Origin of the sequence: Leisingera sp. ANG-Vp (genome assembly GCF_000813725.1) — a bacterium.
Lineage (GTDB): Bacteria > Pseudomonadota > Alphaproteobacteria > Rhodobacterales > Rhodobacteraceae > Leisingera.
Genome location: NZ_JWLD01000110.1, coordinates 1 through 14,255, shown reverse-complemented (window position 1 = coordinate 14,255; position 14,255 = coordinate 1). Strand labels below are relative to the sequence as shown.

Sequence of the window (14,255 nt, the reverse complement as noted above, 5' to 3'; positions counted from 1 at the left end):
CCCCGGGGTGAATTGAGCCTCTGGCTCAAGAGGGGCAGCGCCCCTGCTCTTGTCTATCAGAAATCGAGGTCAGTGTAATGCGGCGGCGGCCGGAAACCCGGCACCTGATCCGCCAGAATGGATCGGAATGCAGGCCGCGACTTGATCTTAGCATACCAGTCCTTGACCACAGCCGAGCGGTTCCAGTCCACATCCGAGATATAATCCAGCGACGACAAATGCGCGGCGGCGGCAAAATCCGCCAGCGTCATCATATCCCCCGCCAGCCAGCGCCGGTGATCCAGCAGCCAGGCCATGTAGTCCAGATGGTATTTGATCGCCTTGGCGCCGGCCTTGACGTTGCGGCTGTCCGGGTAGCCCTCGCCGGTGATTTTCTTGTTCACCCGCTCATACAAAAGCTTCGAGGTCACCTCGTGATGGAACTTGTCGTCAAACCAGCTGACCAGGCGGCGCACCTCGTACCGGCCTTCAGCATCCTTGGGCATCAGCGGCGGCTCGGGCCGGGTTTCTTCCAGGTATTCGCAAATCGCGGCGCTTTCGGCCATCATCTGGCCGTCCAGCCGGATCACCGGCACCTTGGCGGCCGGGTTGCGGCGCAGGAAATCCGGATCCTGCTCCCAGTAGCGTTCCTCGACCAGCTCCACCTCGATCTTCTTTTCCGCCAGCGACAGCCGCACCTTGCGGCAATAGGGGGACAGGGGAACGTGGTACAGGCGCGCCATGGCTCGGGGTGATCTCCGGAAACGTTACAGCATGAACTTCAGCAATGCCTTGGGCGGGGCAAAGATTCAATCCTCGAAACAGTCCGCACGCCCATCTGCGCGGATGGTGGCCGCCCCGTCCGCGATCTGCGTGGCCCGGCGCTGCAGGAAATTGCTGGGACGGCGGGCGGAACGCTCCTTGGGATTGGGCAGCACCGCTGCGATCAGCGCCGCCTGGCGCGCGCTCAGCTCATCCGGGCCGACCCCGAAATACTTGCGCGCCGCGGCTTCGGCACCAAAGACGCCCTCATCCATCTCAGCCACATTCAGATAGACTTCCAGAATGCGCCGCTTGCTCCAGACGATCTCCACCACCGGGGTCAGCAGCGTCTCCAGCACTTTGCGGGGCCAGCTGCGGCCCTGCCAAAGGAAGACATTCTTCACCACCTGCTGCGAAATTGTCGAGCCGCCGCGGGCGCCGCCTGCGGCAATGGCCGCCTGAATGGCGCGGGCATCAAACCCCCAGTGGCGGCAGAACTGCGCATCCTCCGCCGCCACCACCGAACGCGCCAGCACCGGCGAGATCTCCTCCAGCGGCACCCACATCCGGTCCACCTCGCCCAGACGGCGCTGTTCGACCCAGATGGTATGGGTGATGGGCGGGTTCACCACCGAATAGAGCAGCACCAGGAACATGAAAAACGCGGCCGCGCCCAGCGCAGCCCTCAGCAGCCAGCGCCGCAGCCGGCGCAGCGGCTGAAGCTTTCCCTTCGCCGCCTTCTTACTGCTCTTGGCTTTCTTCTTTTTTGCAACTGCCTTGGCCATGCCCCTCTATAGGCCAGCGGACCCCCAGGAACCAACCGCCAAAAGAAAAACCCCGCAAGCATTTGCCTGCGGGGTTCATTTTTCTGTCTCTAATCCGGGCTTATTCGGCCGGAACGGCTGCCTGCTCCTGGATCACCGGATGCGCCAGCTTGTCGAGCATCTCTTTCGGGCAGACCTGCAGGAAGTTCGCCTTTTCCACGTCCCAGTTCTGCAGGATATCCGCCGCCTTGCGGCTGCCGGTCTCGTTCAGATGGCGGGCGATCAGGCCTTTCAGCTCAGCCTCCCAATGCGCCACGGTCACCGGGCAGGTCACCAGCGATTCCATGTTCATCACGGTCTCTGCCTTGCGCTCCGGGTCATAGAGGTAGGCCATGCCGCCGGTCATGCCCGCGCCGAAGTTGGCACCGATCGAGCCGAGAATAACAGCCACACCGCCAGTCATGTATTCGCAGCCGCAGGCACCGCAGCCTTCGATCACCACTTTGGCGCCGGAGTTGCGGACCGCAAAGCGCTCGCCCGCACGGCCTGCGGCAAACAGGTAGCCGTCGGTGGCACCGTACAGCACGGTATTGCCGATGATGGTGTTTTCCGAGGCCACCAGCGGGCTCACCTGCGGCGGGCGCACCACGATGGTGCCGCCCGACAGGCCCTTGCCGACATAGTCGTTGGCATCGCCCGACACCTCCAGTTTCAGCCCCGGTGCCGCAAAGGCACCCAGCGCCTGGCCGGCCGAGCCTTGCAGCTTCACGGTCAGGTGGTCCGGCTGGAAGGAATTCCGCATGCCGAAGTTGCGCACGATATGGCTGGAGGTGCGGGTGCCCACGGTGCGGTGGGTGTTCTGGATCGCATAAGACAGCTGCATCTTCTCGCCGTCCTGCAGGAAGCGGGCGGCGTCGCGCACGATCTCCGCGTCCAGCGTGTCCGGCACCTCGTTGCGGCCGCGCTCGCGGTCGTAAACGATGTCCGCGGCACCATCGACGGTGATCAGCAGCGGGTTCAGGTCCAGATCATCCAGATGCGCCGAGCCGCGCGACACCTGCGCCAGCAGGTCTGCGCGGCCGATCACCTCATCCAGCGACCGGGCGCCGATGGCGGCGAGGATCTCGCGCACTTCCTGGGCATAGAAGGTGATCAGGTTCACCACCTTGTCCGCATTGCCGGTGAATTTGGCGCGCAGGGATTCGTCCTGGGTGCAGACGCCCACCGGGCAGGTGTTCGACTGGCACTGGCGCACCATGATGCAGCCCATTGCGATCAAGGCAGCGGTGCCGATGCCGTATTCCTCGGCGCCCAGCATTGCCGCCATGACGATGTCGCGGCCGGTGCGCAGACCGCCATCGGTGCGCAGGGTCACCCGGTCGCGCAGGTTGTTCATTGCCAGCACCTGATGCGCCTCGGTGAGACCCATCTCCCACGGCAGGCCCGCATATTTGATCGAGGTCGCAGGCGACGCGCCGGTGCCGCCGTTATGGCCGGACACCAGGATCACGTCGGCCTTTGCCTTGGCAACGCCGGCAGCGATGGTGCCAACCCCGGAAGAGGCCACCAGCTTCACCGTCACCTTGCAGCGCGGGTTGATCTGCTTGAGATCGTAGATCAGCTGCGCCAGATCCTCGATCGAGTAGATATCGTGGTGCGGCGGCGGCGAGATCAGGGTCACGCCCTTGGTCGAATGGCGCAGGCGGGCAATCAGGTCGGTGACCTTCATCCCCGGCAGCTGGCCGCCTTCGCCGGGCTTGGCGCCCTGGGCCACTTTGATTTCCAGCTCTTCACACTGGTTCAGGTATTCCGCGGTGACGCCAAAGCGGCCCGAGGCCACCTGCTTGATCTTCGCAGAGGGGTTGTCGCCGTTCGGCTCCGGCACGAAATGCGCCGGATCTTCGCCGCCCTCGCCCGAGTCGGACTTGGCGCCGATGCGGTTCATCGCCACGTTCAGCGTCTTATGCGCCTCGGGGCTCAGCGCGCCCAGGGACATGCCCGGCGTCACGAACCGCTTGCGGATCGAGGTGATCGATTCCACCTCTTCAATCGGCACCGCGTCACCCAGCGGCTTGATCTGCAGCAGGTCGCGCAGGTGGATCGGCGGATTCGACTGCATCTTGGCCGAATACTGCTTCCACAGCTCATAGGAGGCACGGTTGCAGGCCATCTGCATCATATGCATCGAAGTGGCTTCCCAAGCGTGGGTCTCACCCGATTTGCGCGCCTTGTAGAAACCGCCGATCGGCAGCACGTTCTCGGTGGTGTTCCAGGCCTTAGCGTGGATCTCCTCCACCTTGGTCTGGATACCGGTCACACCGATGCCGGAAATGCGCGAGGTCATGCCCGGGAAGAATTCCGCACACATGGCGCGGGACAGACCCACCGCCTCAAAGTTCAGACCGCCGCGGTAGGAGGAGACAACCGAGATGCCCATCTTGGCCATGATTTTCAGCAGGCCCTGGTCGATGGCTTCGCGGTAGCGGGCAACGTTTTCGGTTAGGCTGCCATCCAGCAGGCCGCGCTCGATACGGTCGGCCAGCGAATCCTCGGCCAGATAGGCATTCACCACGGTGGCACCGCAGCCGATCAGCACCGCAAAGTAATGCGGGTCGATGCATTCGGCGGCACGGACGTTCAGCGAGCAGAAGGTGCGCAGCCCCTTGCGGGTCAGATGCGAATGCACGGCAGAGGTGGCCAGGATCATCGGCATCGCCACCTTGCCCTCGCCCGAGTGCTGGTCGGTCAGCGCGATATGGCCGGCACCGGAACGCACGGCTTCTTCAGCCTCGGCCCGGACCCGCGCCAGCGCCGCGCTCAGCGCACCCTGGCCCGGCTCAAAGGTACAGTCGATCTCGGCCATGGGCGCATTCAGCTGGCCCATCAGCATGTCCCACTGGGCGTTGCCGACAAAGGGGCTTTCCAGCACGATAATCTCGGTCTGGCTGCTGTCCTCGTCTAGCACGTTCTTCAGGTTGCCGAACCGGGTCTTCAGCGACATCACCCGGTATTCGCGCAAGCTGTCGATCGGCGGGTTGGTCACCTGGGAGAAGTTCTGGCGGAAGAAGTGGCTCAGCGGGCGGTACATCTTCGACAGAACCGCCGACGGGGTGTCATCGCCCATCGAGGCCAGCGATTCCTTGCCGTCCTCGGCCATCGGCGCCAGGATCTGCTCCAGCTCCTCGATCGAGTAGCCGGCCGCGATCTGGCGGCGGCGCAGTTCCTCGCCGCTGAACAGCGGCTGCTCGGTGGCGCTGGCCAGGGTCGCGTCCAGATCGTTGATCCGCTTGACCCAGTCGCCGAACGGCAGCGCGCGCGCCAGTTTGTCCTTGATCTGGGTATCGTTGTAGAGCTTGCCCTTCTGCATATCGACGGCCAGCATCTGGCCCGGGCCCAGCGCGCCCTTTTCGACCACGGTGGCTTCGTCAATCGGCACCATGCCGGCCTCGGAGCCGGCAATCACCAGCCCGTCCCCGGTGACGACATAGCGCATCGGGCGCAGGCCGTTGCGGTCGAGGCCCGCGCAGACCCAGCGGCCGTCGGTCATCGCCAGCGCAGCCGGGCCGTCCCAGGGCTCCATCACCGAGTTGCAGTAGGAGTACATATCGCGCCAGGCCTGCGGCAGCTCCACCGCCTGCTTGGACCAGCTTTCCGGCACCAGCATGGTTTTCGCCATCGGCGCCGAGCGGCCCGCGCGCACCAGAACCTCGAACACACCATCCAGCGCCGCGGAGTCCGACGCACCGCCCGGCACGATCGGCTTAATGTCCTCGGCATGGTCGCCAAAGGTCGCAGACGCCATGCGGATCTCATGGCTCTTCATCCAGTTCAGGTTGCCCTTCAGCGTGTTGATCTCGCCGTTATGGGCCAGCATGCGGAACGGCTGCGCCAGCCACCACTGCGGGAAAGTATTGGTCGAGTAGCGCTGGTGGTAGATCGCAAAGGCAGAGGCAAAACGCTCGTCCATCAGGTCCGGGTAGAAGACCGCGACCTGCTCGGCCAGCATCATGCCCTTGTAGATGATCGAACGGCAGGAGAGCGACGCCAGATACAGCTCGCCGATGCCGGCAGCCGCGGCGGCTTTCTCGATCCGGCGGCGGATCACGTACAGTTCGCGCTCAAAGGTTTCCTCATCCACGCCCTTGGAGTTGGAGATCAGGATCTGCTCGATCTCAGGGCGGGTTGCGTTGGCCTTCTCGCCCAGGCAGGACACATCCACCGGCACATGGCGCCAGCCGTAGATGAAATAGCCCATGCGCAGGATTTCGGTCTCGACGATGGTCCGGCAGGTCTCCTGCGCGCCAAAGTCGGTGCGCGGCAGGAACACCTGACCCACCGCCATCAGCTGGTCCTGGCGCGGCTCGTGGCCGGTGCGGCGGATCTGGTCATAGAAGAAGGGCACCGGGATCTGCACATGGATGCCTGCACCGTCGCCGGTCTTGCCGTCAGCATCCACCGCGCCGCGGTGCCAGATCGCCTTCAGCGCGTCGATGCCGGCCTCAACCACCTTGCGGCTGGCCTTGCCGTCGACCGAAACAACCAGGCCCACGCCGCAGGAAGAATGCTCTTCTTCCTCGGAATAGAGACCGTTCTCGGCCATAAACTTGCGCTTGGCTTCCTCGGCCCGCACCCAATCGGCATCATATTTGGTCATTGGCTGATTCCTTCTCCGGAAGGGGCAAACATGTCGATGACGTCAGCGCCGGTCAGTTTCCGGCTGCCGCTGTCGAACGCATAGCCCTCTGGCTTTTTGTCGATGTAAAGTTCCAGGCGCAGTTCATTGCCGCCTGCGTTTTCAAACAGGCCAGCCGACATCTGCGTCTGGCCTTTATGTTCTCCTGAGGTCATCCGGTACCACAGTGACGCGCCGCACTTGCTGCAGAACGCGCGCTCAGCCCAGCCTGAAGACTGGTAGGTCTGCACCGGGCCCAGCGCCGCATAGCCTGGCGCAGCCTGAAAGCTCAGGAAAGGGCCGCTGCCCCAGCGCTGGCACATTTCGCAGTGGCAGGCGGAAACAGACTCGCGCTCAGGCGTGGCGGTGACGGTCACCGCGCCGCACAGGCATTGTCCCCTCAACTCGCTCATACTCGTTCCCCTTGATTACTGACCAGTCACACTGAGCATCTGCCAATAGGCATCCGCCGGATTGACTGTGAAGAAACCAGCCCCGTCATTGAGAGCCGCTTCTTTCCACATTGCGTAGCCGCCTTCGAAATCCCCGATCAGGCTTTCACTACTGCGGCCCGCCACGGCTTCGCACATTTGCAACACGTCCAGAAGAAACGGGCTGTGTCCCACTTCCGGCAGGGGCCGATCCGTGACACCGCGCATCTGAACATGCACCAACTCGGTATGCGCCAGCTCAGCATCCATCTGTTCGCCCGCGAACACATCTCCCAAGGTTTCCCGCTTGCCAACAACGACCTCCACAGGAGGCAGTCCTCCGCCCGGATGGCAAAGAAACACATCCCCAACGGCGGCCTCACCCGCGATCAGCGGTTTCGCGGCTGCTACGGCCAGCAAACCGCATGCTGCCCACACAGATTTCCGCATGACCTTGGTCAATGGTTTCTCCCAACTCGAAGGTCAGACTTACTGACCATTTTCTTCTTCAGGTTCATCGGCCTGCTGCACAGGGGGTGCACAGATGGTGTACGCGGGGTGCCGCCTTATTCCGCGGCCACCGCTGCCTTGCTGTTGAACTTCTCCAGGATCGCTTCGGCGCAATCGCGGCCGTCTTTTATTGCCCAGACCACCAGCGAGGCGCCGCGCACGATATCGCCCACTGCATAGACGCCGTCCAGCTCAGTGGCACCGGTTTGGAACGCGGCTTTCACCGTGCCCCAGCGGGTCACCGGCAGCTCCGGCTGGTTCCACAGGGTGGGCAGCTCTTCCGGCTCGAAACCCAGGGCTTTAATCACCAGATCCGCCTGTTCCACATAATCCGCGCCTTCGATCACTTCCGGCGCCTGGCGGCCCGAGGCATCCGGCTGGCCCAGACGCATCTTCTGCACCATCACGCCGGACACTTTGCCGCCTTCATCGGTGAAGCCCTTGGGCGCCGACAGCCATTCGAAGATCACGCCTTCTTCTTCAGCATTCTGGGTTTCGCGCTGCGAGCCCGGCATGTTGGCGCGGTCGCGGCGGTAGAGGCATTTGACCGAGGTCGCGCCCTGACGGATCGAAGTGCGGACGCAATCCATCGCTGTGTCGCCGCCGCCGATCACCACAACCTTCTTGCCTTCGGCATTCAGGTCGCCATTGTCGAACTCAGCAACCGCGTCGCCAAAGCTCTTCTTGTTCGAGGCGCACAGGAAATCGATCGCCTTGACGATGCCGTCCGAGCCGCTGCCCGGCATCGCCAAATCGCGGGACTTGTAAACACCGGTGGCGATGATCACGGCGTCATGCTTGCCGCGGATCTCCTCGAAAGAGATGTCCTCGCCCACGCTGCAGTTCAGCACAAAGGTGACGCCGCCGTCGGCCAGCAGCTTGTTGCGGCGCTCAACCACGTCTTTTTCCAGCTTAAAGCTGGGGATACCGTACATCAGCAGCCCGCCGGCACGGTCATAGCGGTCATAAACAGTGACCTGCACACCCGCCTTGCGCAGCATGTCTGCCGCCGCCAGGCCGCCCGGGCCGGCCCCGATGATGCCAACGCTTTCGCTGCGCTCGGCCAGCGGTGCGGCGGGTTTCACCCAGCCGTTTTCCCAGGCGGTGTCAGTGATGTATTTCTCGACCGAGCCGATGGTCACGGTGCCGTGGCCCGATTGCTCGATCACGCAGTTGCCTTCGCACAGGCGGTCCTGCGGGCAGATACGGCCGCAGATCTCCGGGAAAGTGTTGGTGGCCTGGCTGGTGGCATAAGCCTCTTCCAGACGGCCGGTTGCGGTCAGGCGCAACCAGTCGGGGATGTTGTTGTGCAGCGGGCAGTGGCTCTGGCAGTAGGGCACGCCGCACTGGCTGCAGCGGCTCGCCTGCTCTTCGGCCTTGGCCGCAGCGTATTCGGCGTAGATCTCGTTGAAGTCTTCCTTGCGCACACTGGCGGCACGCTTTTGGGGCATGTCGCGTTCGATCTGCACAAATTTCAGCATCGGTTGCTTGGCCACGGGCTGGACTCCATCGTTTGTCTGGCTGCGTAGGCACCCTTGCAGGTACTGGCACGCTTTATGTCAACTTTGCTGACCTATTTTGTCAGCGCTACATTCCTGATAACGTCTCCCGCGGAAATGTACAGGATTTTTAGGTCCGAATCGGCCTCAAATAGAGACTTTCCAATTCAGGGCCGGGATTTATACAGAGTCGCGACAGTTTACGGCCCGTCTGCGGCCACCATGGGACCTTCGTTTTATGCCGCTTTTTCAATTGATCCTGGTTGCGCTGATCCAGGGTGTTACCGAATTCCTGCCCGTTTCTTCCTCCGGCCACCTGATTCTGCTGCCCGGATTGACCGGTCTCGAGGATCAGGGCCAGGTCATCGACGTTGCCGTGCATGTCGGCACCCTGGCCGCCGTGATGATCTATTTCTGGAGCGATGTGCGCGAAGGTCTGGCAGGCCTGCCGCGGGCGCTGACCGGCCGTACCGACACGCCTGGGTCGCGGCTCGCCATGGGGCTGATCATCGCCACCATCCCCACCGTGCTGGCCGGCGCTGCACTGCATTTCACCGGGCTCAGCGATGCCTTGCGGTCGATGGCGGTGATCGGCTGGACCATGCTGGGCTTTGGCCTGGTGCTGTACTGGGCCGATCAGAAAGGCCCGACAGTGAAGGCGGCACAGGACTGGGGCCCGCGCGATGCGCTGATCATGGGGCTGTGGCAGGCGCTGGCGCTGATCCCCGGCACCTCGCGCTCAGGCATCACCATCACCGGTGCCCGCCAGCTCGGCTACACCCGCGAAGACGGCGCCCGCATTGCCATGCTGATGTCGATCCCTACCATCATCGCCTCCGGCGTGCTGCTGGGGGCAGAGGTGGCACTAGAGGCCAACACCGCCCTGATGCGCGATGCAGGTATTGCTGCGCTGCTCGCGATGCTGTCGGCGCTGGCTGCGCTCAGCCTGATGATGCGGCTGCTGCGCTCAGTCAGCTTCACGCCCTATGTGATCTACCGGGTGATCCTGGGCGTTGTCCTGCTGGCGGTGGCCTACAGCTAAGCAAACAAAAAGCGCGGAGGCAGCCCCCCGCGCTTTCAGCACTTCAGTCCGGTTTGCAGATCAGGCGCCGTTCTTGCGCAGATTGCGGGCCGAGCTGGTCATCTCGTCATACTGGCCAGAGGGGCGGAACTTCCACAGGTAGTCCGGCAGCACCGAGCCAACCGTCACCGGGCTGATGCCCAGATCGGCAAAACCCTTGGCTCCGTCCGAGACCACATTGTCCGATTTCAGGCTGCGCAGCTGGTCGCGGGTCAGAATCTTGTTTTCGATCAGCTGGAAGCTTGCAAACTGCAGCACGTCAAAACCGAAGGCCACCAGAAAGGCAGCCGGCCGCGGCAGCGACAGGATCAGACGGCGGCGGTGGATCACCTCCAGCATCTGCTCCATCAGCGCGCGGAAGCTTTTCACCTCGGGGCCGCCGAGCTCGTAGATGCCGCCCGCGGCCTCGCCCAGCACGCCCTTGACCGCGGCTTTGGCCACATCATCGGCAAAGACCGGCTGGAACCTGGTGCCGCCCGCCGCGATCGGCAGCGCCGGCGACAGGGTGGCCATACCGGCAAAGCGGTTGAAGAAACCATCCTCAGACCCGAAGATCACCGACGGACGCAGGATCACCGCAGCCGGGAAATGCTGCTGCACGGCAGCCTCGCCCGCAGCCTTGGTACGGGCGTATTCGCTGGCGGCCTCCGCTGAGGCACCGATAGCCGAGATATGCACCAGGTTTGCAATCCCCTGCTGTGCGGCAATCCGGGCAATCCGGCCCGCGCCCTCGGCATGGATGGCGCCAAAAGTATTCTTGCCCAGCTCGTTCAGGACACCGACGCAGTTCACCACGGCATCGGCCCCCTGCATCACCGCCGCCACCGAATCGTCGTCGCGGACATTGCAAAGCACCGGCTCAACCTGGCCCGGCACGCCGTAAGGCTTCACATGCATGGCTTCGTTGGGACGGCGCACCGCAACCCGCACCCGCCAGCCTTCCTTGGCCATGCGCCGGGCGATGTAACGGCCCACAAAACCGGATCCGCCATAGATCGTGACCAGTTTGGACATCATTTGGCTCCTGAATTTAGCTGCCCTTATGCTCTAGCGCCGCAATGGCTGCCAAACAAGGCGCAAAACACGGGCTTTTCGCCACAATGACTGCAGAAACTGCACCAGCCGTTAACAGAGCCCCCTGAAACACAGGAGCTGGTTAACCCGGCCTTCAACCAGGCTGAAGTAAGGTAAATTGATATACGCGAGATGCGGGTTTTCCGTTTTGGTGCAGGAGATCAGTTTCAATGGTGAGCGGACAGGACAAGGCTTTGATCCAGCAAAGCATCGAGAGCGAGCGGATGGATCTTGAGGCCTTTGTCCCGGCCTTCTACGAGAAGTTCTTCGCTGCCTGCCCGGACATCAGGCAGCTGTTTGCCGACGACATGACTCTGCAGGAGGACAAACTGCTGGCGTCGCTGACACATATCGCCGAAGCACTGGATGATTCCGGCCGGCTGGATGCATTGTTGCAAATGCAGGGAGAGAAGCATCGCAAGCTTAGGGTGTCGGATACTCACTTCAACGGCTTCATCACCAGTTTCACCGGCGCACTGGCCGAAACGCTGGGGCCGGACTGGAACAGCGCCACGCAGGACGCATGGACCGGGTTTCTGGAATATGTTGCAGCAAAAATGGACTTCCTCACCCGGGATTGAACAGCTCGCTTTCAGACCGGGCACACACTGGCGGATTTCTGTTTGACGCCCCTTTCAAACCGCCTTATACGCCCTCCTCACGACACCGGCCCAGGTGGCGGAATTGGTAGACGCGCTAGCTTCAGGTGCTAGTGTCCGTATGGACGTGGAGGTTCGAGTCCTCTCCTGGGCACCATTCCCCGAAAAACCCATATCCTTGCAGTGGCGCGGTACAATCTGCGGCTTCGGAATGGCTGTTTCCTGTCCTCAAACGAAAAGGCGCGGCAGATTTCACCGCCGCGCACTGGTTGTTTCAAAAAGCGGACCCGGGCTTTATCCGGGTTCTTTGACCGCGCCCTGCGGTTCCGCCCCGGCCTCTTCTCCGGCTACCAGAATCTCCGCCTCTTCCGCCGTTGCCGCGGCCTTGTCCTCCAGAGCACCAGTGATCAGCGGCAGCATGTGCGCTGCGGCAAGGCTGGCTACTTCCGGAGTCTCCGGGCGTTTCCAGGACAGGGTATCAAAGCTGGTGCAATGCTCGCAGACCGGCCCCCAATCCGCGTGGATATGGTTGCAGTTGCCGCAGACCCACTGCGGGCCGCGCGGGGCGGTCAGCGCCTTGGCCAGCCAGCCTTGCACAATCTTGTCATCCGCGCCTTCGCCGCGCTCGATGGCCGCCATCAGCGTCAGCGCCCGGGCGTCCGGCGCGCGGTCCGCCATGTCTCCCAGCCAGCGGCGGGCCTCGGGGAAATCTTCGGCCACGATGTTCAGCTCAGCCATCACCAGCCGGGTTTCGTCATCCTGCGGTTTCAGGCGGGCCAGCTGGTCAAACCGTTTGACGCGCTCTGCTGCACTCTCCTCCGGCTCGACCTCGGCAAAGGCATGGGCCAGGTCTGGGTGCGGCTGGCTTTCCCAAGTCTTTTTCAGCAAGCGGACCGCCGGACGTTTCTTGCCCTTGGCGATATAGGCGCGCGCCGCCATCGCCGCGGCCGGCACCAGGTCCGGCGACAGGCGGTTGGCCTCGATGGCCTGCTCCTGCTGCTCGACCGATGCGTTTTCATCCAAAAGCCCCTTGGAGGAAGACAGCGCCAGCACCGCGTCGCGGCGTTTGAACACATCGCGCGGCAGGGTGCCGGTCTTGAGCTTGGTCGACAGTGTCTTGCGGGCGCCGGCCCAATCCTCGGCCTGGGCCTGCAGGCGCAGCAGGGTGTCCTGCACTTCCTCATGCTTGGGCCGCAGCGCCAGCGCCTTCTCAGCCAGCTGGCGGGCGGTGTCGGTATCGCCTTCCGACAGCTTCTGCTTCATGATCCCGCGCACCCCGACAAAGCGGGTGGTCTGGCCCGACAGCAGCCGTTTATAGGCTTCCGCCGCCTTATGGGTGTCGCCGCTCATCTCGGCAGCCTGGGCCACCAGAAGGTCGGTCAGCTCAGGCTTTTGCAGGTATTTCTCGGCCCGTGCCGCCTTGGCCAGCGCCAGGCGCCCCTCGCCCGAGGCCAGCGCCATCAGCCCATCAGCCAGCGCCTGATAGCCTTTGCGCTCGCGCCCCTTGTCCCAATAGCGCGACAAGGCTGTCTCATCCCCGTTCAGGAAATGCCAGGTGGCTGCCAGCAGGGCCAGCAGCTTGAAAAACACCCAGACGGCAGCAACCAGCACGCCCAGCGCCAGGACCGATTGCAGCGGGCCAAGCGTGTACTCGGTGCCGGCAACGGTAACCTGCACCCCGCCAGCCGTTTCCATCAGCAGGCCGGCGCCAAAAGCCAGAAGCGCGATAACCGCAAAAAAGACGAGGATCTTCAACAATGACCAGAGCATAGCGGCTTCCTTATTTGGCTTGCAGGCTTTGAGCCAGATCGGCAGCGGCCGTTACGGCAGCCATCCGTGCATTTGCGGCCGCTTCCCAGCTGGACAGGGCCATGCGGGCCGCCTCGGGCAGCGCCGCGATCTCATCCAGCGCATCCTGCACTTTGCCTGCGGCCACCGCCGCCTCGGCCCGTGACAGGACAGCATCCGGATCATCGCCTTCGCGCGGCTCTACCGAGCGTGCGCCCAGGTGGCGGTTCACATAGTCCAGCAGACTGCCGCCTTCCTTAGTTTCCTCCCGCGCCGAGGCCAGGGCTTCCCGCGCAGCCGGGGCGAACCCGTCACGCAGCGCCGACAGGGTCGCGACACCGCTTTCGGCCGGACCGGACAGCGCCGCCGGCAGGTCAACGCCAAGACCTGCAAGCTCTTGCGCATTGGCGGCATAGCTGTTGCCGCTGTCCAGCGCTGAGCGCAGCAGCGCCAGCTGGGTCTGGGCGCTGGCAATACGTGCAGCCTCAGTGCTTGCGGCATCCATCGCCTGCGCCTCGGCCAGCATTTGCTCGACCTCCGAGCGCTGTGCCGCCAGGCTGTCCTGCAGCTTGTTCAATTCGGCTTCAAAGGCAGCAACTGCCTCGGGCGATGCGCCTTCCAGCGGGCGGGTTTCCAATGCGGCAACACGGGCCGCCAAGGCATCCAGGCCGGACTGCAGCGCCTCATCCGGAGCCTGCGCGGATTTCAAGGGTTCAATTTCACCCGCCAGAGCATCAACGCGGGCCGTGAGCGGTGCCAGATCCGGGGCCTGATTGGCCTCGACCTGCTGCTTCAAGGCTGCCACAGCGGCCTCCAGATCGGATTGGCCGGTTTCCAGCGCAGTCAGATCCACGCTGCTGCCTTTCAGGCCTGCGGGCAAAACAGAATCGAGCCAGCCGCCCTGGCCGGCCACAAAGCCAATAACTGCCGCCACAGCGCCGCCCAGAACCGCAGAGCCGAATCCGCCGCGTTTTTCGACAATGCGCTCAACCTCGCGCGCCGGCTCAGCAGCAACACCTGTCTCAGCCAGATCGGCAAGCGCCTCTTCAACCGCCGCATCCTCTGCGGCAGCCACTTCGGTCTCGGTCTCGGTCTC

At 63.4% G+C, this 14,255-nt stretch carries 11 protein-coding genes and 1 tRNA gene; 3 read left to right on the top strand and 9 right to left on the bottom strand.

Translation table 11 applies throughout. From position 1 onward, the window contains the following. Nucleotides 1-56: 56 nt before the first annotated feature. From fzlA to RA20_RS23790, 6 genes are all read right to left on the bottom strand, one after another. Nucleotides 57-722 (bottom strand): FtsZ-binding protein FzlA, encoded by a 666-nt coding sequence (gene fzlA / locus RA20_RS23815; protein WP_019297524.1) that lies wholly within the window; start codon nucleotides 720-722, stop codon nucleotides 57-59. A gap of 66 nt (nucleotides 723-788) precedes the next feature. Continuing rightward, entirely contained in the window at nucleotides 789-1,526 is a 738-nt protein-coding gene (mtgA, locus tag RA20_RS23810; RefSeq protein WP_039135134.1) for a monofunctional biosynthetic peptidoglycan transglycosylase, read from the bottom strand. A 100-nt stretch (nucleotides 1,527-1,626) separates the two neighbouring features. After that, complete coding sequence (gene gltB, locus RA20_RS23805; RefSeq protein ID WP_039135131.1) at nucleotides 1,627-6,159, bottom strand: glutamate synthase large subunit; 4,533 nt, start codon at nucleotides 6,157-6,159, stop codon at nucleotides 1,627-1,629. Further along, nucleotides 6,156-6,590, bottom strand: coding sequence for a GFA family protein (locus RA20_RS23800; RefSeq protein WP_039135128.1), 435 nt, complete (start codon nucleotides 6,588-6,590; stop codon nucleotides 6,156-6,158). Before RA20_RS23800 ends, gltB begins: the two co-directional genes overlap by 4 nt. Nucleotides 6,591-6,605: 15 nt before the next feature. After that, nucleotides 6,606-7,070, bottom strand: coding sequence for a hypothetical protein (locus RA20_RS23795; protein ID WP_039135125.1), 465 nt, complete (start codon nucleotides 7,068-7,070; stop codon nucleotides 6,606-6,608). A gap of 104 nt (nucleotides 7,071-7,174) precedes the next feature. Beyond that, a complete protein-coding gene (locus RA20_RS23790; protein WP_039135121.1) occupies nucleotides 7,175-8,614 on the bottom strand; it encodes an NAD(P)-dependent oxidoreductase in 1,440 nt (479 codons plus the stop codon). A 241-nt stretch (nucleotides 8,615-8,855) separates the two neighbouring features. Between RA20_RS23790 and RA20_RS23785 the strand changes: the two genes are divergently transcribed. After that, complete coding sequence (locus tag RA20_RS23785; protein ID WP_039135118.1) at nucleotides 8,856-9,659, top strand: undecaprenyl-diphosphate phosphatase; 804 nt, start codon at nucleotides 8,856-8,858, stop codon at nucleotides 9,657-9,659. A 60-nt stretch (nucleotides 9,660-9,719) separates the two neighbouring features. Here RA20_RS23785 and RA20_RS23780 read toward each other — a convergent pair whose 3' ends face one another. Next, nucleotides 9,720-10,712, bottom strand: a complete 993-nt coding sequence (locus RA20_RS23780) for a complex I NDUFA9 subunit family protein (protein WP_039135139.1) — start codon at nucleotides 10,710-10,712, stop codon at nucleotides 9,720-9,722. Nucleotides 10,713-10,942: 230 nt separating this feature from the next. Between RA20_RS23780 and RA20_RS23775 the strand changes: the two genes are divergently transcribed. Next, a complete protein-coding gene (locus tag RA20_RS23775; RefSeq protein ID WP_039135116.1) occupies nucleotides 10,943-11,353 on the top strand; it encodes a globin in 411 nt (136 codons plus the stop codon). Nucleotides 11,354-11,441: 88 nt separating this feature from the next. Further along, nucleotides 11,442-11,528, top strand: a tRNA-Leu gene (locus RA20_RS23770). Between the two features lie 137 nt (nucleotides 11,529-11,665). Here RA20_RS23770 and RA20_RS23765 read toward each other — a convergent pair. Beyond that, a complete protein-coding gene (locus RA20_RS23765) occupies nucleotides 11,666-13,141 on the bottom strand; it encodes a heme biosynthesis protein HemY (RefSeq protein WP_039135114.1) in 1,476 nt (491 codons plus the stop codon). A 10-nt stretch (nucleotides 13,142-13,151) separates the two neighbouring features. Then, nucleotides 13,152-14,255: COG4223 family protein (locus RA20_RS23760; RefSeq protein ID WP_039135112.1), on the bottom strand; the 1,104-nt coding region annotated here is incomplete at its 5' end.

Excerpts from the sequence above, each read along its gene's own strand:
- fzlA (WP_019297524.1), bottom strand. The coding sequence starts at position 722 with ATGGCGCGCCTGTACCACGTTCCCCTGTCCCCCTATTGCCGCAAGGTG.
- mtgA (WP_039135134.1), bottom strand. The coding sequence starts at position 1,526 with ATGGCCAAGGCAGTTGCAAAAAAGAAGAAAGCCAAGAGCAGTAAGAAG.
- gltB (WP_039135131.1), bottom strand. The coding sequence starts at position 6,159 with ATGACCAAATATGATGCCGATTGGGTGCGGGCCGAGGAAGCCAAGCGC.
- RA20_RS23800 (WP_039135128.1), bottom strand. The coding sequence starts at position 6,590 with ATGAGCGAGTTGAGGGGACAATGCCTGTGCGGCGCGGTGACCGTCACC.
- RA20_RS23785 (WP_039135118.1), top strand. The coding sequence starts at position 8,856 with ATGCCGCTTTTTCAATTGATCCTGGTTGCGCTGATCCAGGGTGTTACC.
- RA20_RS23780 (WP_039135139.1), bottom strand. The coding sequence starts at position 10,712 with ATGTCCAAACTGGTCACGATCTATGGCGGATCCGGTTTTGTGGGCCGT.
- RA20_RS23775 (WP_039135116.1), top strand. The coding sequence starts at position 10,943 with ATGGTGAGCGGACAGGACAAGGCTTTGATCCAGCAAAGCATCGAGAGC.
- RA20_RS23765 (WP_039135114.1), bottom strand. The coding sequence starts at position 13,141 with ATGCTCTGGTCATTGTTGAAGATCCTCGTCTTTTTTGCGGTTATCGCG.